This is a genomic window from Salinivibrio socompensis S35, assembly GCF_000513715.1.
Taxonomy (GTDB): domain Bacteria; phylum Pseudomonadota; class Gammaproteobacteria; order Enterobacterales; family Vibrionaceae; genus Salinivibrio; species Salinivibrio socompensis.
Window position 1 is genome coordinate 12088 of record NZ_AQOD01000029.1, and the last position, 19968, is coordinate 32055.

Here is a 19968-nt window from a genome sequence, read left to right on the forward strand (position 1 = left end):
CCTCCTACGGCGCGTGTTGCAAAACTTTTTAACCAATGCCTTCCGCTACAATCCAGAAGGGCGGGTATTACTCGGAGTGCGTCGTGCAGGCCATGATTACCGGATCGAGGTCTGGGATGATGGCGATGGGATCCCGTTGGCGCGCCAGCAAGATATCTTTCAAGAATTCACTCGGATTGAGCGCCAAGGTGCAGAGCAAGGGCTTGGGTTAGGGTTGGCTATTGCGAAAGGGATCAGTCAAATCTTATCTCAACCGCTGGGACTACGCTCATGGCCAAGCCGTGGTACGGTTTTCTCCATGACAGTGGATGGCAGTGATGCCAGCGCAGTGAACGCGAACCCGGCTGTCGCTGCACCAAACCGCGTGCGGGAACTAGAAGGGTGCCGCGTATTATGTGTCGATAATGAGCAAGATATTTTGACCGGAATGACCCAACTTTTATCGCGCTGGGGCTGTGAGGTTCGGTGTGCGCAGGATGTCTGCGAGGCGATACAGCAGATCAGTGAGCAATGGCAGCCTGAGTTTGTGCTGAGTGACTATCATTTGACCAATCAACAAACCGGGCTTCAAGTTTTACAGCAATGTCAACTCAAGTTGAGGGCGTGTTTTAACGGCGTGATTATCAGCGCTGATCGCAGTGCGGAAACACAGCAGGCCGTCACTGGACTAGGCTTTACTTATCTGTCTAAGCCCGTGAAGCCACTAAAGCTACGCACCCTGTTACAACAACGAGGAAAATGATGACGCCATTTACACTCTCACGCCTTGAAACCGATATCGGAACCGTCAAGGTAGAAGGCCGATTTAATCCATCGATGGTATATTGAGGTCGATGATCTCGCTCACTTGGATGGCGACGGATGGGCCGATGTGAACCATTGGCTTGCCGAACAAGCGTATGAACATAAAATCGCTGTGATTATTGCCGCGATTCGACCTGCCGTGATGGCGTTGAATAGCTAATGGGCCCCGTGACATCATCGTATCGTCGATTATGACGCAATCTTGTCGTCGATTATGATGCATCTTGGGCTTGTTGATGTTCGGTATAAAAGGTCTTGTGCTCAATAAACGTAGCAGGCGTTTGTGCGAAATAATGGCTACCCGCCATGCTCACCGCGACGCGGATTTGTGCATCATTACTCTCTGGCGCCGGCAATGATACGAGCCAGTGGGTACCTTTATCATCGGTGGCTTGCATCGCTTGGGGCGAGGTCTGTGCCAGACCAATACGAACACCTTCTAAAGGCAACTCACTGATCAGCCGCAACGTCAGCTGATTATCCTCGATCCCTTGTGACTCCAGTTTTAGTTTCATATCACCATTTTCGAGCTGACAAAACCCGCTGGTATAGCGACAGTTGGAACGGACAGCAAGCGGGTAGCTTTTCCCCAGTTGTGCCGCCTTGGGCACTTCAGACACACTGGCATCGACGGCAAAATAGGCAATCACGGCGAGCACTGGCGCGACCAGCATAGCGATAATCACATGCTTGTTGGTGAGTAAACGCGTTATTGTGGACATCATGCCTCTCCTTGGCTGGACATAATCGGTTGTTTAAAAGCCCCCGCAGGGGCTTGATAGGTTAACTGTGTATCAGTGTGATTGCGCATCACCCGCACCCGATGGCATGCGAACGTGTTCGACTAAGTCTTGCACCTCTTGCGGTGTTTCTTTAGTCATGCGTGACACAATGATGGCGACGACAAAGTTACAGACTGCCCCCACTGCACCAAATGCGTTAGGTTCAATACCGAGTATCCAGTTAGTTCCCAAGCCTTCTAAGTAGGTCCAATCAGCGACAAACAGGATCCCTTTATGTTGGAATACATAGAATAGCGTGACACTAATACCTGCCACCATACCGGCAATTGCGCCTTCTTTATTGATGGTTTTGGTGAAGATCCCCATCATCAGTACCGGGAATATCGATGACGCTGCCAAACCAAAGGCAAGTGCCACTGTCCCGGCCGCAAAGCCTGGCGGGTTAAGCCCCAAGTATCCAGCGCCAGCAATCGCTAAGGCCATCGATATACGACTGGCACGTAATTCCCCTTTTTCACTGATATTCGGATTGACGACTCCCTTAATCAAGTCATGGGATATCGCGGACGATATGGCCAATAATAACCCTGCAGCGGTCGACAACGCAGCCGCAAGCCCACCGGCTGCGATCAATGCGATCACCCAGTTAGGCAATTTGGCGATTTCGGGATTGGCCAGGACAATAATATCGCGGTCAACGCGTAACTCGTTGGTGGCGGGATCCGACGTGTACTGAATTTTTGATCCCCGTTTTTATCATCAAAACCAAGTAGCCCGGTTTTTTCCCAGTTTTTAAACCAGTCTGGACGCTGATCATAGGCGAGGTTGTCACCATTGGGCAGATTTACGGTGTCCATCAGGTTCAAACGCGCCATGGCCGCAACCGCAGGCGCTGAGGTATATAAAATCGCAATGAAGAACAGCGCCCAGCCCGCAGAGGCGCGTGCATCACGTACCTTCGGCACAGTAAAAAAGCGGATAATCACGTGTGGTAAGCCAGCGGTACCAATCATCAGTGACATGGTATACGCAAACATATTCAGCGTACTGCCACGCACTGCGGTGGTGTATTCCACAAAGCCAAGTTCGGTGACCACCTGATCCAGTCGATCGAGCAGATACTGATCGGTGCCTGCCATGGTGCTACCCAGGCCCAGCTGTGGAAAAGGGTTACCGGTCAAGTTAAGGGAAATAAAGATTGCGGGAATAGTGTAAGCTAAAATGAGGACGCAATATTGAGCAATTTGGGTGTAAGTAATGCCTTTCATCCCGCCCATCACGGAATACATAAAGACAATCACCATACCGATTAATAGCCCAGTGGAATAATCCACTTCCAGGAAGCGACCAAACGCCACCACCTMACCCCTTTCATTTGGCCAATAACATAAGTGACCGAGGCGATAATTAAACAGACCACTGCCACAATGCGAGCGGTTTTGGAGTAAAAGCGCTCACCGACAAACTCTGGCACGGTAAATTTGCCAAACTTACGTAGATAGGGCGCGAGCAGCAATGCCAGAAGCACGAAGCCGCCAGTCCAACCCATTAAAAACACCGAACCGCCATAACCCATAAAGGCAATTAAGCCGGCCATTGAAATAAAGGAAGCGGCTGACATCCAGTCTGCAGCCGTGGCCATCCCGTTTGCGATGGGGTTGACCCCGCCGCCCGCGACATAGAATTCTTTGGTTGAGCCTGCGCGTGCCAGATCGCGATCCCGATGTAGAGTGCGAATGTGAACCCGACAACAATATAAGTAATGGTTCTTAAATCCATGCTTTTATCCTCTTACTCGTCGTCCACACCGAACTCGCGGTCGAGTTTGCGCATTTGTTTGGTATACACAAAAATGATGCCGAGGAAGGTATAAATCGATCCCTGCTGAGCAAACCAAAATCCTAATTTGTAGCCGCCAATTTGAATGGTATTGAGAGCATCAACGAATAAGATCCCGCACCCAAATGAGACCACAAACCAAACAATCAGTAGGCTGATCATCAGTTTGACGTTTCTGTCCCAGTAGCTTTTGCGTGTTCCTTACTTTGAAACGCCATCGCCTTCTCCTTGTTTATCTCGTTAATGGAATGTTACATCAAGACGATAGCAGGGGATGTCGTATATCGACATTGCAACTTTAGTCGAGCTTGGTTGTGGGCAATCGCAGAAAAACGCAGGTGTTTTGTGAGGTAGGTTGGGCTGACTCCGTTTGAGCCAGCCAAGGCTTTCGCCAAAGGTCTAACTAAGGTGATAAAACTTTTGGATCCCTTCGAGTAAATTAGCCACCGCCACTGAGGCGAGAATTAGTCCCATTACGCGACTAATAATGGAAGCCCCCACATTACCGATCACTTTGTGAATGATATTGGCACCCAAGAGTAGGACCAAGGTCGCGAGCAGGACTAAAAACATCACACCTGCGGTAATCGCTTGTTCAGTAATAGCATAGCGGTTGTTATCGGTGAGCATCACGATGGCCATCATGGCGCCAGGGGAGGCAATGGAAGGCACCGCCAACGGATAAACGGCCGTTGCCGCTATCTCGGCTTTATCGACGTTTTCGCTCAGCATTTTGGCCTCTTGGCTGGGTTTGCCTTCGCCGAAAATCATGGTCAGAGCAAAAAGAAGGAGCACTAAACCGCCCGCGGCTTGAAAAGCGGGCAGTGGAATTTGCATCGCTTCCAACAAAATCTGACCGATAATGAGAAAGAAAAGCAAAATAGCAAAGGCAATAGTGACAGCTTTAATAGCAACGCGACGTTTGTGTTTCGCCGTCATATGGCTGGTTTGCGAGAGGTAAATGGGCACACTACCGACAGGATCGATCACGGCCCATAAGATCACGAATTGAGTGGCAAGAATACTTAACATGAGCGCTCCAAAATAGGTGTCGAGCGTGCTAGCGTATCAAAGTTCGATATCGGATTGCTGCAATAAAATCACCGCTTGCGTACGATTGTTTACCCCGAGCTTGCGGAAAATAGCGGTCATGTGCGCTTTGATAGTCGCCTCGGAAACGGCGAGCTCATAGGCGATTTGTTTATTGAGTAGACCGTCACAGAGCATGCGCAACACCTTGTATTGCTGTGGGGTAAGCGCGGTAAGTTTGTTGGATAAGCTTTCGCTGTCATCTTCTTCGCCAAGATCATCGGGAAAACAGGGCGTCCCCTCGAGCACCTGGGTTAACGATTGCACCAAGGCACGCATATCACTGGACTTAGGGATAAAGCCAAACGCACCATGTGAACGCACTTGACGGATCACACTGTGCTCTTCGCTGGCAGAGACGACGACGATGGGCAGACTAGGATGTTGGTGACGCAACGCAATCAGACCAGACATGCCGTTAGCGCCCGGCATTTTGAGATCGAGCAGCACTAAATCGACCTCAGCGTCTCGCGCTAAGATCTGATGCAAGCTTTCTAAGCTATCGGCTTCCAGCAGGTTGGCACCGCTTATCGCCATGTGCACGGATTGAAATAAGGCATTTCGAAACAGTGGATGATCATCAGCAATAACGATGGTGTGTTGCGCGTCCATAAAGCGACTATCTTCCTTCAATTTCTTCCAACCTACCACCAGACAAAGGGGTTAGTCAATTTGTKTAACAAGAGAACTAAGAGATTGATCATTACTTGCTTTTTACTGACTGCATGAGGGCGTGTTCATTGAGGTGAGCTAGGAAGGTTTCAGGGGGCAAAAAGCCTGTCACTCGTGCCGCATGGTGCCGTTCACCATTAGGAAGCCAAAAGTCGAGCGTCGGTAATCCTGCCACCGCTTGGCGACGCATTAAGGCAAAATCTTCGGAACGGTTTTCACTTAGGTCCACTTTAATCCGGTGCATGGTGTTGAGCTGTTTGGCCACTGTCGGATCGGTGAAGGTTTTTTGGGCAAACTGTTTACAGGGAATGCACCAATCGGCGTAGTAGTCGACGAAGGCAATTTGTTGGTTAGCGGCGGCTTTGGCGAGCTCGTTCTCAAGGGATTCTTGAGTATTTACCGTAATAAATGTGGGGGACTGGACCGTGTTTTCTGGCTCTGTTGGTGCAGCCCAATGATGCGCATAGCGTACATATGCAACACTCATTGCAATCGCGCTGACTAGGCAAACAGCAGTGAATAACAAACGGCGACGTGTTCTCATCGTGTACCCTTTTTCTATGACTCACTTGAGTATACACAATTAGCATAACGATGCGGTAAACGTGGTCGAATTGATCACGTGTTTGAGTGAGGGGACATCTTGTTATTATGCGGAATCAGAAGAGTCGCTAAGCTTTTCAAGGGCCTAGCGACGACTGGCTTAGTGACGATGTGGTGTATGTCGACAATGAGAGCGTGTCTAAGTACGTTTTTTCGATCTGCCTTGCACCGCTTTAAAACGCGGATTGGTTTTACAAATCACAAACATGCGCCCTCGACGACGGACAACCTGACAATCAGGGTGGCGCTGGCGGGCGCTTTTCAGTGAGTTCACGACTTTCATTCTTCTTCCTTTTTATTACTGAGGCCGACTTGGCCAAACTTGCGCGCAAAATGGGCCACGCGCCCCTCTTTCATGATAACCCTCTCATTAATTGTTACGATATAACATAACAATTAATGAGAGAAATGAAAAGTCCCTACTGTCTAGGTCAGAGATCTCAATTTATCGACATTTTGTTGTCTGTTCGCAAAAAGTGTTACTTTTTCTTACCTGAATCAACATACGCGTTACGGACCCTGGTTAGACTTTGGCCATGGTGCTGGGCGCGTTTACTCTCGTGTGTGAACGCGACGTAGTGGAAAAGTCTATCCAAAGTAGGAGAAAGTTATGTTTTTGGTTGAGTTATTAGTGGTACTCAGCTGCATCTTAGTCGGTGCCCGTATCGGCGGCATTGGTTTAGGTGTGATGGGCGGGCTTGGGCTCTTAGTCTTGAGTTTTGTGTTCGGTTTGCAGCCGACGCACCCTCCGATTGATGTTTTATTAATGATCATGGCGGTGGTTGCCGCCGCTGCGACCATGCAAGCGGCAGGGGGGGCTCGATTTTTTAATTAAAATTGCGAGTGGCATTTTGCGCAAGAACCCTCGTCACATTACCTTTGTTGCCCCTCTAGTGACGTATGTCTTCACCATGATGGCAGGCACTGGACACGTGGCCTATTCGGTATTACCTGTCATTGCCGAAGTGAGCCGCAAAAGCGGGATTCGTCCTGCCCGCCCTCTCGGTATGGCGGTAATTGCCTCACAGTTTGCGATTGTGGCCAGCCCTATTGCCGCTGCTGTGGTTGCATGTGTCGCCTTTTTAGAGCCGCAAGGCATCACACTGACAGATGTGCTGTCAGTGACCATTCCTAGCACCTTTATCGGCTTGGCGCTCGCTTGTGTGATCGTGAATAAACTGGGTAAAGAGCTTAAAGACGATCCTGAATATCAACGTCGCCTGCAAGATCCTGCGTTTCGTCAAGAAATGGAAGCCGATCTTGCGGTAGAAGATATCGAAGTGACGCCTGAGGCGAAAAAATCGGTCGTTTTGTTTTTATTCGGTGCCTTGGCTGTGGTCATTATGGGTGCCTTCCCGGCTTTGCGTCCGGCGTTTGATGGTGAGCCAATGGGCATGGCCCACACCATTGAAATCGTGATGTTGTCTGTTGCCGCGTTAATTATTCTAACCTGTAAGCCAGATGGCAATGCGATTAGCCAAGGCTCGGTCTTCCATGCCGGGATGCGCGCGATTGTCGCTATTTTTGGTATTGCGTGGTTAGGGGATACCTTGGTTGCCGGCCATCTGGATATGGTTAAAGACGCGGTATCTGGCTTGGTTGAAGTGGCGCCATGGACATTTGCTTTTGCCTTATTTGCCCTATCAGTGATGGTGAATAGCCAAGGTGCAACAACGGCAGTGCTTGTTCCGGTGGCGATTTCGCTGGGCTTACCACCTTCGATGATCATTGCCACGTTTGTCGCCGTGAATGGTTATTTCTTCGTCCCGAACTATGGTCCGATTATTGCCTCTATCGATTTTGACCGCACGGGTACCACGCGGATTGGTAAGTATGTTTTCAACCATAGCTTTATGGTGCCAGGCTTATTGAGTATGGTCTTCAGTATTGCATGTGGTTTGTTGATTACGCAGATGTTATAGCGGCTGTTTCACCGATATGAAAAAGGGCGCCTTGAGCGCCCTTCATTATATGTGTTGCTTGTGAACGATCGTCTTAGCTTTTATCCACTAAGCGTTAAAGCGTTTACCACGGTATTTAGGATGCATGAGGTTCTCAACCGAGAATATCTCATCAAGCTCAGACTCTGTCATTAAGCCACGCTCGAGTACTACTTCTTTGACGCTCTTACCCGTTTCGGCACAAATCTTACCGACAATATCGCCCTCGTGGTGACCGATAAAGGGGTTGAGGTAAGTGATAATCCCAATCGAATTATGCACGTAGTGCTCGCATACCTCTTGGTTTACGGTAATTCCGCTCACACATTTTTCTCCGAGGTTGCGGCAGCCGTTCGCCAGTATCGAGATAGATTCAAACAGCGCTTGGCCAATCACAGGCTCCATCACGTTGAGTTGCAGTTGACCGGCTTCAGCGGCAAAGGTAATGGTGGTGTCGTTTCCCATCACCCGATAGCAAACCTGATTGACCACTTCAGGGATCACCGGATTGACCTTGGCAGGCATGATGGATGAACCGGCCTGCATTTCGGGTAGGTTAATTTCATTGAGCCCTGCACGTGGTCCAGAAGAGAGTAAGCGTAAGTCGTTACAGATCTTCGACAGTTTGACCGCAAGGCGTTTTAGCGCGCCATGCACCATCACATACGATCCACAGTCTGAGGTGGCTTCAATCAAATCTTCGGCGGGGATACAAGGCAAGCCCGTAATTTCAGCTAAATGCTTCACCGCTAACTGTTGATAACCTTCCGCCGCATTCAACTTGGTCCCGATCGCGGTAGCACCTAAGTTGACTTCTAACAGTAAGGCGGCCGTGTATTTGATGTTCTTGATCTCTTCACGCAACAGCACAGAGAAGGCTTTGAACTCTTGCCCCACCGTCATAGGGACGGCGTCTTGCAATTGGGTGCGGCCCATTTTGATCACGTGAGCGTACGTATCGGCTTTGACATCGAACTCTTTTTGTAAGTAATCAATCGCATCCATCAGTTTGAGAATGCTGTTGTAGACCGCAATACGGAAACCAGTTGGATACGCACAGTTGGTCGATTGGCTCTTGTTGACGTGATCGTTAGGGTTAATCACATCATAATCGCCTTTTTCATGACCCATCAACTCAAGGGCGAGGTTAGCGATCACCTCGTTCGCATTCATATTGACCGAGGTGCCGGCGCCGCCTTGGAATACGTCCGAGGGAAACTGATCCATGCATTTGCCGGTTTCCAACATTTGGTCACAAGCTTTAATGATGTAATCGCCGACATCGGTTGGGATCACGCCAAGCTCTTGGTTAGCCATCGCGGCGGCTTTTTTGGTGTAAACCATGCCGCGTACGAAATCTGGGATATCAGAAATACGGGTGCTTGAGATGGTGAAATTCTCAATCGCGCGCAAGGTGTGAATGCCATAATACGCATCTGCAGGCACCGCTCGTTGGCCGAGTAAGTCCTCTTCCAAGCGGGTGGCAGTGGTTTGCGTAGGGGTATCATTGGGGGTAATAATCGTCTGAGACATGCGTTGGCCTTAACATCAAGTTATTATAATGATTAAAACGTCGCCACAAATATTGCTGTAGAATCCATTCCTCAGAGATTTTGGCTAGATGTATCGTCTATTACATCGTTTCAACCTATATTACAGCACATGATGCGGTTGAAATGACTGACCTCGGTCACAGCTGTAACATGGCGACTCAACAAAATGCGCTTTCCTGTGCTGGGATTCAAGCAGTAAATGCGCGTTCCTGGTTCGGCTTTTACCTGATTTTGATGTTAGGATGAAAAGTCAATTTTTAGCGCGAGGTGAACCGTGTTTCCAGTCTTACTACTGCTATTTATTCTGGTCCCAGTGATCGAAATTGGCCTGTTTATTCAGGTCGGCGGCTGGCTGGGCTTGTGGCCGACCTTGGCGCTGGTGCTGATCACGGCGTTTGTGGGGGCATCGTTGGTCCGTAACCAGGGGTTAATGACGCTGGCCTCGGTGCAGGACAGGCTCAATCGCGGTGAGTTGCCGGCACAGCAAATCCTGGAAGGCGTGATGCTGGCGGTGGCAGGTGTCTTGCTGTTGACGCCAGGCTTTATGACCGATGCCATGGGCATGCTTGTACTTCTACCTGGGCCGCGTGCCGCGCTGGCAAAACAAGTGATGCAGCGCGTTACCGTCTCTCAAGCGGGTTTTACCCAAGGCGGGTTCCATCAGCAAGGTGGGAATGCACAAGGCCCCTTTGATGCAGATCCCTTCCGCCGCAACGGGCGTGGTGAAGACGGCAACACCTTTGAGGGTGAGTACGAACGCAAAGATGACGACGATGATGACCAACATCGTTTACGCTAAGCGAATATCTGCCAACACAAATAACAAAGGCCGCACGATGCGGCCTTTTTGAGTTTTGATCGTTGGCTTAGTGTATAAGCTCGGGACGCTGGCGGTATTGGTCGAGTGATTCTGGATTATCCAACGCACTCAACTGCGCCACGTCTTGGCCATGTACCACATCCCGCACTGCTAACTCGGCCAGCTTACCTGATTTAGTGCGCGGAATGTCGCTCACCTCGGCGATAATCGCGGGAACATGACGCGGTGTGCATTGCGTACGTATGGTCTTTTTGATGTTTTGCTTGAGCGTATCATCTAGCGTGACGTCGTCGGCAAGTTTAACAAACAGCACCACGCGCACATCGTTTTGCCAGTGCTGACCAATCACGACCGAGTCCATGATCTCGACAAGCTGATTAACGTGCCGATAGATTTCCGCGGTGCCAATCCGCACACCACCTGGATTTAATACCGCATCGGAGCGGCCATAAAACACCATCCCGCCTTGTGTCGTTAGGCGTACATAATCGCCATGAAACCAGATGTCATCCATCTTATTCCAGTAGGCATTGTGGTAGCGGCTGCCGTCGGTGTCGTGCCAAAAGCCGACCGGCTGGTTGGGGAAGCTGTTGCAGCATACCAATTCGCCTTTTTGCTCTTCCACGGCTTGGCCTTGCGGGTTAAATACGCGCACATCGAGCGCCAATCCACGCTTTTGGCTTTCGCCGCGATAGACAGGCGACAGTGGACTGCCGAGGACAAAACAGCCACAAATATCGGTGCCGCCCGCAATCGAGCTTAACTGCAGATCAGATTTTATCTTTTGATACACATAATCAAACTGCTCGGGGGCGAGCACGGAGCCGGTCGAGCACAGTACTCTCAGCGCATCTAGCTGGTAATCGTCTTTGGGCGAGCCCCCTTGTTTTTCCAACGCCTCTAGGTATTTGGCCGCGGTACCAAAGAGCGTGAGCTGGTGCTGCTCGGCCAGTCGCCAAAGCACACCGGCATCCGGATAGAAGGGCGATCCATCGTAGAGCACCAAGGTCGCGCCGCTGGCCAATGCACTGACCTGCCAATTCCACATCATCCATCCGCAGGTGGTGAAATAGAAAAAGCGATCGCCGGGGCGTACATCCGAATGCAGCTGATGCTCTTTGAGATGGTTGAGTAAGATCCCACCCACCGAATGGATAATACATTTCGGTTTGCCGGTGGTGCCCGAAGAGTAAAGCACAAAGAGCGGGGCATTGAACGCCACGCGAGTAAAGCGAAGCGGCGGTGGTTCGCTGGCCAATAAGGTTTGCCAGTGGTCGATGCCAGCGGGCAAGGAAAGCGGATCGCCATCAAAGGAGATCACCACAAGGCGCTCAATGGCTGGCACCTTATCTACCACCTGCTGCGCTTTATTCAGGCAGTCATAGGTTTTGCCGTTGTAATGATAGTGATCGGTGGTAAACAGGACCTTGGGTTCGGTTTGGCCAAAACGATCCAATACACTGTCGACACCAAAATCTGGCGACGTCGAGGTCCAGATTGCCCCCAGTGCCGCAGTGGCGAGCATCGCCACCACGGTTTCCGGCAGGTTGGGTAAATAGCCCGCGACCACATCGCCCGGTTGAACGCCTTGCGTGTCTAAATAGTGACGAATGGCTGCGACCTGATGGACTAACTCACGCCAGGTGAGCGTTCGTGCTATCTCGTCCTCGCCGCTAAAAATCATCGCTGGTTGGTCGACATATTGCTCTGCGTGCTTGAGCAGGTTTTCGGCATAGTTGAGGCGCGCGGTGGGAAACCACTGGCTATCACGATTAGGGTGCTCGGGGTCGATATCGCACACTCTCTCGCCCGGATCGCCCACCATGCCGGCAAATTGCCATAATTGTTGCCAAAACGCGCCGCTTTGATTCACCGACCAGGTGTAAAGATCGTCATAGCCGGCAAGCTGGGTGCCGTGGGTCTGGTTCACGGCCCGGATAAATGCCGCGAGTGGGGTGTGGGTTTGACGTTCCTTATCCGGTTGCCACAACAATCCGTCTTTCATGTCCTCTCCTTAGCCCTTATCGGGGTGCGCCTGTATAAATGCATCCAGAGTTTGGCACTGTGCTTCAATGCGCGTCAGAGTTGGGTAGGCTGCTAAATCAAACGCAAACCGGCGTGCATTAAATAGCTGCGGCACCAAACAAATATCGGCCAAATTGGGCGCTTCTCCGCCGATAAAGGGGCTGTCTAGTCCTTGTGATTTGGCTTCCAAGCCATCGAACCCTTGTTTTAGCCAATGGTGATACCAGGTCACTTTGTCTTCATCACTGTGGCCAAAGGGGCCGGTTAGGTATTGCAGAACACGCAGGTTATTGAGTGGATGCATATCACAGGCAATGTCGAGCGCCAGTGATCGGCATTGGGCTTTTTGCACTGGGTCATTGGGTAGCAGTGTGACGCCCGGATAGCGCTCGTCGAGGTATTCGATAATGGCTAGCGATTGGCTCAAGGTGACATCGCCATCGACCAAGGTTGGTACCAAACCGGCGGGATTGAGCGAACGATAGGCGTCGCTATGTTGGTGTTTATCCAGCAGGGACACGGCTTCGCGTTGGTAGGTGAGGCCTTTAAGGCTAAGGGCAATGCGAACGCGATAGGCCGCGGTCGACTTACTGTAATCATAAAGCAGCATACAAGCTCCTAGGCGGCGTCAACGTCAAGCGCGCCTAGACGAGCTAGACGCGCTTGGGGTTTACTTAGCGACGTAACGGGTTACGGTTTGCTCAATGGCACCGAAAATAGACGCATCTTGGCCGTCGCGCATATCGATAGTGACGCTATCACCAAAGGTCATAAACGGGGTTTTAGCCTCGCCTTGGTCGATAATTTCCAACATCCGTTTCTCGGCTAAGCAGCAAGAGCCTTTACTGCGATCGGTATTGGAAACGGTGCCTGATCCAATAATGGTCCCGGCACTGACATGGCGACTTTTTGCCACATGCGCGACCAGCTCGGCAAAATCAAAGGTCATATCGACACCGGCCTCGGGTGAGCCGAACCATTCGCTATTTAGCGTGACATGCATCGGTAAGTGGACTTTATGATCACGCCAGTGATCGCCAAGTTCATCGGGGGTAACGGCCACCGGTGAAAACGCAGAGGCGGGCTTGGACTGGAAAAAGCCGAATCCTTTGGCGAGCTCACCGGGGATCAGGTTGCGCAGTGAAACATCGTTGACCAGCATCAGTAGTTTAATATGTTCGCCGGCTTTGTCGGCGCTCAGGTTCATAGGCACATCATCGGTGACAACCGCCAGCTCGGCTTCAAAGTCACAGCCCCAGGCATCATCGACCAATTCAATCTCGTCACGCGGGCCGATAAAGCCATCGGACATGCCTTGATACATCAGCGGATCGGTCCAAAAGCTTTCTGGCATTTGCGCGCCGCGTGCTTTACGCACCAGCTCGACATGGTTGACGTAGGCGCTGCCATCGGCCCATTGAAAAGCGCGAGGCAGCGGTGAGTCGCAGACGTTCGGGTCAAACGCAAAGGCATCACTGATTTGGTTATCATTGAGTGCGTCATAGCGCTGAGCCAGTTTGGGTGCGAGAGTCGCCCAGTTATCGAGTGCTGCCTGTAAAGTGGGGGCAATATCATCGGCGTGAACCGCTTGCGTAAGATCGCGAGATACCAAGATCAGTTTGCCGTCGCGTCCGTGTTTAAGTGAAGCCAGTTTCATTGCTTTCTCCTTCGCTATTCTGCGTCACTTGGCGTGCGCCAAGAGTAAACATAATCGGTCAGTTCGGTGGCTTTCGCCGCGTCGCCCATATCGAGTGGCATGCGGGTATCGATCATCACCGCCACTTCATCGGTTTCTTTTTTCTGATGCTTTTTACCGGCGGCAAAGGCTTTTGGGTGTGGACCGTGTGGGAAGCCACAAGGGTGTAAGGTCACCATGCCCGCATCAATGTTATCGCGGCTGAAGAAGTCACCTTGGTGATAGAAAAGCACTTCATCATAGTCATCGTTATTGTGGTAGAAAGGCACCTTGAGCGCGCCAGGATCGGACTCGATCGGGCGGGGCACAAAGGTACAAATCACAAAACCTTGCGCGACAAAGGTGGTGTGTGCCGATGGTGGTAAGTGATAACGATGGCTCATCAAGGGGCGGATATCTCGCCAATTCAGGCGGAACACCGTGAGATTGCCCTTCCAGCCTACGGCATCGAGTGGGTTGTAAGGATAGGTAACACGGTTAAGCTGTTGGCGCGATTTGATTATCACCTGCCAGCTTTCGGTATCGGATTGCTGTGCTTTGAAGCGATCGTCAATGCATGCATGTTCTAACACCGCGGGATCAAAAACCGCATGTTCCCCGATAATGCCACGCTCTGCGCTCATATAGGAGCCGTGTGTCGCCTCAATCATCAACAAAGAGGTGGCTTCATCTGGCACCAGTCGCCAGCTGGTGGCGCGAGGAATAATCAAGTAGTCGCCTTTGGTATAGCGCAAGTGGCCGTAATCGCAATACAGCGATCCTTCGCCCTCATGGACAAATAAGCAATCGTCACCATCACTGTTACGCACCAGATAAGACATGGCGATATCGGTGCGCCACAAGCGAACTTGGACATTGGCGTTGGATAACAGCACAGGTGCATCCATTGGCGAGGTGCCTTGGATTTCGACGCGGTTAGTATCAAAGGCATGCGGTCGCAATGGCCCTTCCCACTCGCTCCAGCCCGTGGGTGGGTGGCGATGATACATATGACTGGCGGGGCCAAAGAACCCTTCTTTGCCACACTCGCGCTCGTAGGTCCCCTCAGGAAAGTCGCAGTGGGCCTGGCGTGAGGTGTCTCCCTCTCGAATAGGGAATGAAAACCACTTTCGCATAACTCGCTCCTTGTGCTGTTCGGCGGCGCTCGCCTTGAACAGTCAAATAGTTTCAAGAGAAACAATCTATTCACCTATACTAGCGATCGGGGAAGCGAAAAGACAACGGGTTGTTAACAATTTTTTTACGTTTAGTGTTCAGTATTTTTGCCGCCTAAGCCTTCTAAGTGTAAACAAAGTACTACCTTTGCATCTTGGCGTTGGCTCTCGTAAAGTGAATAACATGATTTCAATTGAAACCAAATGATATGACCGTTCCTCACTTAGCGCTAGACAGTTTTTTGCCCTATAAATTGGTTCATACAGCGGAGCTTGTCGCGGACAGTCTTGCTGCCCGCTACGAGGCAGAGTTTGGTTTGTCACGGCCAGAGTGGCGGGTGCTAGCCTCTCTCGGGGCACGCGATGGGGTGAGGGCCAAAGATTTAGCCGCAGAGACACGGTTAGATAAAGTGAAAGTGTCGCGCTTGCTCACCCGTTTAGAGCAGCATCAGCTGGTGGAGCGACGTGCTTGCCAAGGTGACCAGCGTGCAGCCTTGATTCACTTAACGGATAAAGGCCGCGCACAGTATCAAACCATAATTCCTAAGGTACTGGAGTGGGAAAAAGCGATGTTAGAGGGGCTCAGTGCCGCGCAATATCAAGCCTTATACCAGGCATTAGATGCCTTGCAGCACCGAGTGCATGAGCTGGATCAGACTGGCAGAGAGGAAGCCAGCATTTGACGGCGCAACATCACCGCGTACAAGTAAGCCAAGATCCCGGCTAGCACATTCGCTATCGCAATGCCGGCAAATAGGCCGTGGGTGCCATTCACCATGCCGCCTAACCAAGCGCAGGGCACGAGAAAGACAAACAAGCGCACTAGGTTACAGGCAAACGCGTGCAGTGAGCGCTTCATGGCATTGAGCCCGCCAACTAAGAGCATTAAGGTACCTTGCAGGCCGTAGCTGACGGGCACCACCATCAGATAATGGGCGATTTCTTGTTGAACACGGACATCATCACTGAACAAGTCAGCAATCAAACTAATAAAAGGCCATAGCGATAGGTAAAGAGCAAACTGGAACAGGATCGCAAAGCGCATGGCGCTAAACAGGGCTTGAAACGCTCGCTGATGGTATTGGGCGCCAAAGTTTTGCGACATCAAGGGTGTCAGCGAAGACGTCATCGCCATCATCACAATCAGTAAAATCGCTTCAATCCGTTGTGCGGTACCATACGCGGCGACACTTTCCGTGCCTTGAGAGGCAAGCATCATCATTAATATGGCAGCAGCGGCCGGGTTGAGCGCATTGGTCATCCCAGCAGGCATACCAATTTTAAGAATCTGACGTACATCGGTGCCAATTTGGTGCCATTGCGGCGCAATCAATAGCTGTTCTCGCCGAATGAGAATGGTGAGAGCCGCGAACATGGCACCTGCCCAGCTCACGGCACTGGCGATCGCGGCGCCTTGCACGCCTAGCTCAGGAAAAGGCCCTAAGCCAAAAATCAGTAAGGGGTCGAGCACGCCATTAATAAGGCCGGAGATCATCATGATTTTGGCGGGAGTTTTGGTATCACCAGTGGCGCGAATGGCCGCATTGCCCGCCATAGGCACCACCAATAAAGGAATAGTGAGATACCATATCTGCATATATTCATGGATAAGCGGAAGCAAGTCTGCACTTGCGCCCAATGCAGAAAAAACGGGGGCGATGGTGGTGGCCCCTAACCAGCCAACCGACATCACGAGCAGCAAAGCCAATATTAATCCATGGGTAGATACGCGCGCCGCATCTTGGTGATCCCCTTGGCCGAGTAACCGTCCGACAAGTGCAGCAATGCCTACCCCTAAGCCGAGGGTGATGGAATTCACCGCAAAGGTGATCGGGAAGGTAAAACTCACCGCAGCCAACGCCTCTGTCCCTAGCAGCGAGATAAAAAAGGTATCGACCACGTTGAACATGATGATCGCAAACAGGCCGAACACCATAGGAATGGTCATTTTGCGTAAGGTTTGATTAATCGGAGCAGAAAGCAACCCGTGTTTATCGTTCATAGTCTCTGATCGCTGAGTTGGGACGACTTACCCTAGCGGATCCGCATAAGGGGAGAAAGTTGCGTGTCTAAAAAAAACAAAAAAATTGCTGTAAAGCCCTTGGGAAAGAAAAAGTCCGTCCCCACATAAGGGGTAACATCAGGAACCGGACGCATGTACGGCCTGTGTGCATACTTACTTCATCAAACGGAACATCATTATTAATTCAGGAGACGACCGATGAATATTCGTCCACTACATGATCGCGTTATCGTTGAGCGCCAAGAAGCTGAGTCTAAATCAGCGGGCGGCATCGTGTTAACTGGTTCTGCTGCAGAAAAATCTACCCGCGGTAAAGTGCTGGCGGTAGGTAAAGGCCGTATTCTTGAAAACGGCAGTGTGCAGCCGTTGGACGTTCAAGTGGGTGACACTGTTATCTTCTCTGAAGGCTTTGGTACTAAGACCGAAAAGATCGAAGGTCAAGAAGTTTTGATCTTGTCTGAAAGCGACATTATGGCAATCGTTGAGTAATTCATTTCACCTCCAATCAATAACGTAAGAAAGGAATAAAAACATGGCTGCTAAAGACGTTAAATTTAGTGACGACGCACGAGCGAGAATGCTTGAAGGTGTGAATGTTCTGGCGGATGCCGTTCGCGTCACACTGGCCCTAAAGGCCGTAACGTAGTGCTCGACAAATCATTCGGTGCCCCAACCATCACCAAAGACGGTGTATCTGTGGCGCGTGAAATTGAGCTGGAAGACAAATTCCAGAACATGGGCGCGCAAATGGTGAAAGAGGTCGCTTCACAAGCAAACGATGCAGCGGGCGACGGCACCACAACAGCGACCGTATTAGCACAGTCTATTATTAGCGAAGGTCTAAAAGCGGTTGCAGCCGGCATGAACCCAATGGATCTGAAACGTGGCATCGATAAAGCCGTCGTTGCTGCGGTGGAAGAGCTGAAAAATCTGTCTGCACCTTGCACCAGCAATAATGCGATTGAGCAAGTGGGGACTATCTCGGCAAACTCTGACCACACCGTTGGTAAGCTCATCGCGCAAGCAATGGACAAAGTAGGCCTTGACGGTGTGATCACCGTTGAAGAAGGCCAGTCACTGCAAGACGAACTGAGCGTTGTAGAAGGCATGCAGTTCGACCGTGGTTATTTGTCACCATACTTCATCAATAACCAAGAAGCCGGCAACGTTGAGCTGGATAACCCATTTATCCTGCTGATCGATAAAAAAGTCTCTAACATTCGTGAGCTGCTACCAACCCTAGAGCGTCGTCTAAAGCGTCTCGTCCTCTGCTGATCATTGCAGAAGACCTTGAAGGTGAAGCGCTGGCCACCTTGGTGGTAAACAACATGCGCGGTATTGTCAAAGTAGCTGCCGTGAAAGCGCCTGGTTTCGGTGATCGTCGTAAGGCGATGCTACAAGATATTGCGACCCTGACTGCAGGTACTGTCGTGTCTGAAGAGATCGGGATGGATCTTGAAAAAGTGACACTAGAAGACCTTGGCCAAGCCAAGCGTGTCACCATTACGAAAGACAACACCACGATTGTTGATGGTATTGGTGAAGAAGCCGCGATTGAAGGTCGTGTTGCTCAAATTCGTCAACAAATCGAAGACGCGACGTCTGACTACGACAAAGAAAAACTGCAAGAGCGCGTCGCTAAACTGGCTGGCGGTGTTGCGGTGATTAAAGTCGGTGCGACGACTGAAGTGGAAATGAAAGAGAAGAAAGACCGCGTTGAAGATGCGTTGCACGCAACCCGTGCTGCGGTTGAAGAAGGCGTGGTTGCTGGCGGTGGCGTGGCACTTATCCGTGCTGCAAGCAAAGTCGGCGAGCTGAAAGGTGACAACGAAGAGCAAAATGTCGGTATCCGTGTTGCTTTGCGTGCGATGGAATCACCACTGCGTCAAATTGCCACTAACGCAGGTGACGAAGACTCTGTTGTCGCTAACAAAGTGAAAGCGGGTGAAAACCACTTTGGTTACAATGCATCAACCGGTGAATACGGTGATATGATTGAGATGGGTATCTTGGATCCAACCAAAGTGACGCGTAGCGCGCTTCAGTTTGCGGCATCCGTTGCTGGCCTGATGATCACCACCGAAGCGATGATCACTGATTTGCCACAGAAAGATGGCGGTGCTGATATGGGTGCTGCTGGTATGGGTGGTATGGGAGGAATGGGCGGCATGATGTAGTCTGCCTCTCCTCTTAAAGAAAAAACCCAGCTTTGGCTGGTTTTTCGTTCTCGGACTGACGGCAATAACGCGACTCAGTGCGGAGACGCAGATGAAAAAATATTCATCACTGCCACACCCGAGACAATCAGTACCATACCGATAATCGCCGGTGTATCGAGTTTCTGACCAAAAACCAGCCAGCCAATTAAAGCGATTAATGTCACGCCAGCACCTGCCCAAATGGCATAAGCGATACCAACCGGGATAGTGCGGAGTGTCAGCGCGAGTAAATAGAAAGAAAAACTGTACCCCACCACCACTAATACCGAAGGGACAAGCTTTGAAAAGCCGTCGCTGTTTTTGAGTGACGCCGTTGCGATCACTTCTGCCACAATAGCAAACCCCAGAAAAAGCCAGTGCTTCATATCGATGACTCCAAGTGAGAAACAGGCAAGCTATGCTACCAGCCCCTTTTCATGATGTATGCCTCATTTTTTCTAGAAAAGGGTGAAACTTTCAACTATGTTTGTAAATCCAAGCAAAAAGACGCCTGAAATGAGCGCAAAAATAGACAAAAAAAACAGGTTTGTGTGTTTTTTGTGCGGACGAGTTTTTTTTGCAAAAAGGGGTTGCGGTAAACACTGAGATCTCTATACTGCGCTTCCTGTCGACGGGGCAACGAGACGCAAGTCACGAAATGCCGACCACTAAGTCGACACGCTCTTTAACAATTTGACCTATGCAATCTGTGTGGGCACTCGTTGAGAATAGACAAAAAGATTTATTCGATACACTGAGTGACCAATTCATGTTGGTACAGCCTTGAGCTGTTTTGCTTTTCACTTTTT

The 19968-nt window shown here is 50.7% G+C and carries 16 protein-coding genes and 4 pseudogenes; 6 read left to right on the forward strand and 14 right to left on the reverse strand.

What is annotated here, in order from left to right:
- Positions 1-16: 16 nt before the first annotated feature.
- Positions 17-742 (forward strand): hybrid sensor histidine kinase/response regulator, encoded by a 726-nt coding sequence (locus DZ54_RS25825; protein WP_240473917.1) that lies wholly within the window; start codon positions 17-19, stop codon positions 740-742.
- A gap of 274 nt (positions 743-1016) precedes the next feature.
- On the opposite strand, the gene DZ54_RS0104230 is transcribed toward DZ54_RS25825, so the two are convergent.
- From DZ54_RS0104230 to ykgO, 7 genes and pseudogenes are all read right to left on the reverse strand, one after another.
- Positions 1017-1529: a hypothetical protein gene (locus DZ54_RS0104230; RefSeq protein ID WP_025673194.1), complete on the reverse strand. Its 513-nt coding sequence runs from the start codon at positions 1527-1529 to the stop codon at positions 1017-1019.
- A 69-nt stretch (positions 1530-1598) separates the two neighbouring features.
- Positions 1599-3326: pseudogene (locus DZ54_RS19005) on the reverse strand (sodium:solute symporter family protein).
- 12 nt (positions 3327-3338) lie between these two features.
- Positions 3339-3604: pseudogene (locus DZ54_RS19010) on the reverse strand (DUF4212 domain-containing protein).
- 181 nt (positions 3605-3785) lie between these two features.
- Entirely contained in the window at positions 3786-4418 is a 633-nt protein-coding gene (locus tag DZ54_RS0104245) for a MarC family protein (protein ID WP_025673195.1), read from the reverse strand.
- 36 nt (positions 4419-4454) lie between these two features.
- On the reverse strand, positions 4455-5087 hold the full coding sequence (locus tag DZ54_RS0104250; RefSeq protein WP_025673196.1) for a response regulator: 633 nt from the start codon (positions 5085-5087) through the stop codon (positions 4455-4457).
- 91 nt (positions 5088-5178) lie between these two features.
- The gene (locus DZ54_RS19015; protein ID WP_025673197.1) at positions 5179-5691 is read right to left on the reverse strand and encodes a thioredoxin fold domain-containing protein; all 513 of its coding nucleotides are present in this window, start codon (positions 5689-5691) and stop codon (positions 5179-5181) included.
- A gap of 198 nt (positions 5692-5889) precedes the next feature.
- Entirely contained in the window at positions 5890-6033 is a 144-nt protein-coding gene (gene ykgO, locus DZ54_RS0104260; RefSeq protein ID WP_025673198.1) for a type B 50S ribosomal protein L36, read from the reverse strand.
- A gap of 327 nt (positions 6034-6360) precedes the next feature.
- On the opposite strand from ykgO, the pseudogene DZ54_RS19020 reads away from it, so the two are divergent.
- Positions 6361-7672: pseudogene (locus DZ54_RS19020) on the forward strand (anaerobic C4-dicarboxylate transporter family protein).
- 87 nt (positions 7673-7759) lie between these two features.
- Here DZ54_RS19020 and aspA read toward each other — a convergent pair.
- Positions 7760-9211, reverse strand: coding sequence for an aspartate ammonia-lyase (gene aspA, locus DZ54_RS0104270; RefSeq protein WP_420804832.1), 1452 nt, complete (start codon positions 9209-9211; stop codon positions 7760-7762).
- Between the two features lie 306 nt (positions 9212-9517).
- Between aspA and DZ54_RS0104275 the strand changes: the two genes are divergently transcribed.
- Positions 9518-10042, forward strand: a complete 525-nt coding sequence (locus tag DZ54_RS0104275) for an FxsA family protein (protein WP_025673200.1) — start codon at positions 9518-9520, stop codon at positions 10040-10042.
- A gap of 67 nt (positions 10043-10109) precedes the next feature.
- On the opposite strand, the gene DZ54_RS0104280 is transcribed toward DZ54_RS0104275, so the two are convergent.
- The 4 genes from DZ54_RS0104280 to DZ54_RS0104295 are packed head-to-tail and all read right to left on the reverse strand — an operon-like array spanning position 10110 to position 14899.
- Positions 10110-12068, reverse strand: coding sequence for an acetoacetate--CoA ligase (locus DZ54_RS0104280; protein WP_025673201.1), 1959 nt, complete (start codon positions 12066-12068; stop codon positions 10110-10112).
- A gap of 9 nt (positions 12069-12077) precedes the next feature.
- Positions 12078-12698 (reverse strand): maleylacetoacetate isomerase, encoded by a 621-nt coding sequence (maiA, locus tag DZ54_RS0104285; RefSeq protein ID WP_025673202.1) that lies wholly within the window; start codon positions 12696-12698, stop codon positions 12078-12080.
- A gap of 60 nt (positions 12699-12758) precedes the next feature.
- Positions 12759-13745, reverse strand: a complete 987-nt coding sequence (locus DZ54_RS0104290; RefSeq protein WP_025673203.1) for a fumarylacetoacetate hydrolase family protein — start codon at positions 13743-13745, stop codon at positions 12759-12761.
- A 14-nt stretch (positions 13746-13759) separates the two neighbouring features.
- Complete coding sequence (locus DZ54_RS0104295; RefSeq protein WP_025673204.1) at positions 13760-14899, reverse strand: homogentisate 1,2-dioxygenase; 1140 nt, start codon at positions 14897-14899, stop codon at positions 13760-13762.
- A 233-nt stretch (positions 14900-15132) separates the two neighbouring features.
- Here DZ54_RS0104295 and DZ54_RS0104300 point away from each other — a divergent pair, with 233 nt between their 5' ends.
- Positions 15133-15621, forward strand: a complete 489-nt coding sequence (locus DZ54_RS0104300) for a MarR family winged helix-turn-helix transcriptional regulator (RefSeq protein WP_338057025.1) — start codon at positions 15133-15135, stop codon at positions 15619-15621.
- On the opposite strand, the gene DZ54_RS0104305 is transcribed toward DZ54_RS0104300, so the two are convergent.
- Complete coding sequence (locus DZ54_RS0104305; protein WP_025673206.1) at positions 15591-16940, reverse strand: MATE family efflux transporter; 1350 nt, start codon at positions 16938-16940, stop codon at positions 15591-15593. The two genes, DZ54_RS0104300 and DZ54_RS0104305, sit on opposite strands and share 31 nt — an antisense overlap.
- 219 nt (positions 16941-17159) lie before the next feature.
- Here DZ54_RS0104305 and DZ54_RS0104310 point away from each other — a divergent pair, with 219 nt between their 5' ends.
- Complete coding sequence (locus tag DZ54_RS0104310) at positions 17160-17450, forward strand: co-chaperone GroES (protein WP_021024083.1); 291 nt, start codon at positions 17160-17162, stop codon at positions 17448-17450.
- A gap of 43 nt (positions 17451-17493) precedes the next feature.
- A pseudogene (gene groL, locus DZ54_RS19025) lies at positions 17494-19138 on the forward strand (chaperonin GroEL).
- Positions 19139-19212: 74 nt separating this feature from the next.
- Here groL and DZ54_RS0104320 read toward each other — a convergent pair.
- Complete coding sequence (locus tag DZ54_RS0104320) at positions 19213-19545, reverse strand: SMR family transporter (RefSeq protein ID WP_025673207.1); 333 nt, start codon at positions 19543-19545, stop codon at positions 19213-19215.
- Positions 19546-19968 lie beyond the last annotated feature (423 nt).

What these genes read in the sequence shown, in the direction of transcription:
- DZ54_RS0104230 (WP_025673194.1), bottom strand. Translation starts at nt 1,529, where the DNA reads ATGATGTCCACAATAACGCGTTTACTCACCAACAAGCATGTGATTATC.
- DZ54_RS0104245 (WP_025673195.1), bottom strand. Translation starts at nt 4,418, where the DNA reads ATGTTAAGTATTCTTGCCACTCAATTCGTGATCTTATGGGCCGTGATC.
- DZ54_RS0104250 (WP_025673196.1), bottom strand. Translation starts at nt 5,087, where the DNA reads ATGGACGCGCAACACACCATCGTTATTGCTGATGATCATCCACTGTTT.
- DZ54_RS19015 (WP_025673197.1), bottom strand. Translation starts at nt 5,691, where the DNA reads ATGAGAACACGTCGCCGTTTGTTATTCACTGCTGTTTGCCTAGTCAGC.
- ykgO (WP_025673198.1), bottom strand. Translation starts at nt 6,033, where the DNA reads ATGAAAGTCGTGAACTCACTGAAAAGCGCCCGCCAGCGCCACCCTGAT.
- DZ54_RS0104280 (WP_025673201.1), bottom strand. Translation starts at nt 12,068, where the DNA reads ATGAAAGACGGATTGTTGTGGCAACCGGATAAGGAACGTCAAACCCAC.
- maiA (WP_025673202.1), bottom strand. Translation starts at nt 12,698, where the DNA reads ATGCTGCTTTATGATTACAGTAAGTCGACCGCGGCCTATCGCGTTCGC.
- DZ54_RS0104290 (WP_025673203.1), bottom strand. Translation starts at nt 13,745, where the DNA reads ATGAAACTGGCTTCACTTAAACACGGACGCGACGGCAAACTGATCTTG.
- DZ54_RS0104295 (WP_025673204.1), bottom strand. Translation starts at nt 14,899, where the DNA reads ATGCGAAAGTGGTTTTCATTCCCTATTCGAGAGGGAGACACCTCACGC.
- DZ54_RS0104305 (WP_025673206.1), bottom strand. Translation starts at nt 16,940, where the DNA reads ATGAACGATAAACACGGGTTGCTTTCTGCTCCGATTAATCAAACCTTA.
- DZ54_RS0104310 (WP_021024083.1), top strand. Translation starts at nt 17,160, where the DNA reads ATGAATATTCGTCCACTACATGATCGCGTTATCGTTGAGCGCCAAGAA.
- DZ54_RS0104320 (WP_025673207.1), bottom strand. Translation starts at nt 19,545, where the DNA reads ATGAAGCACTGGCTTTTTCTGGGGTTTGCTATTGTGGCAGAAGTGATC.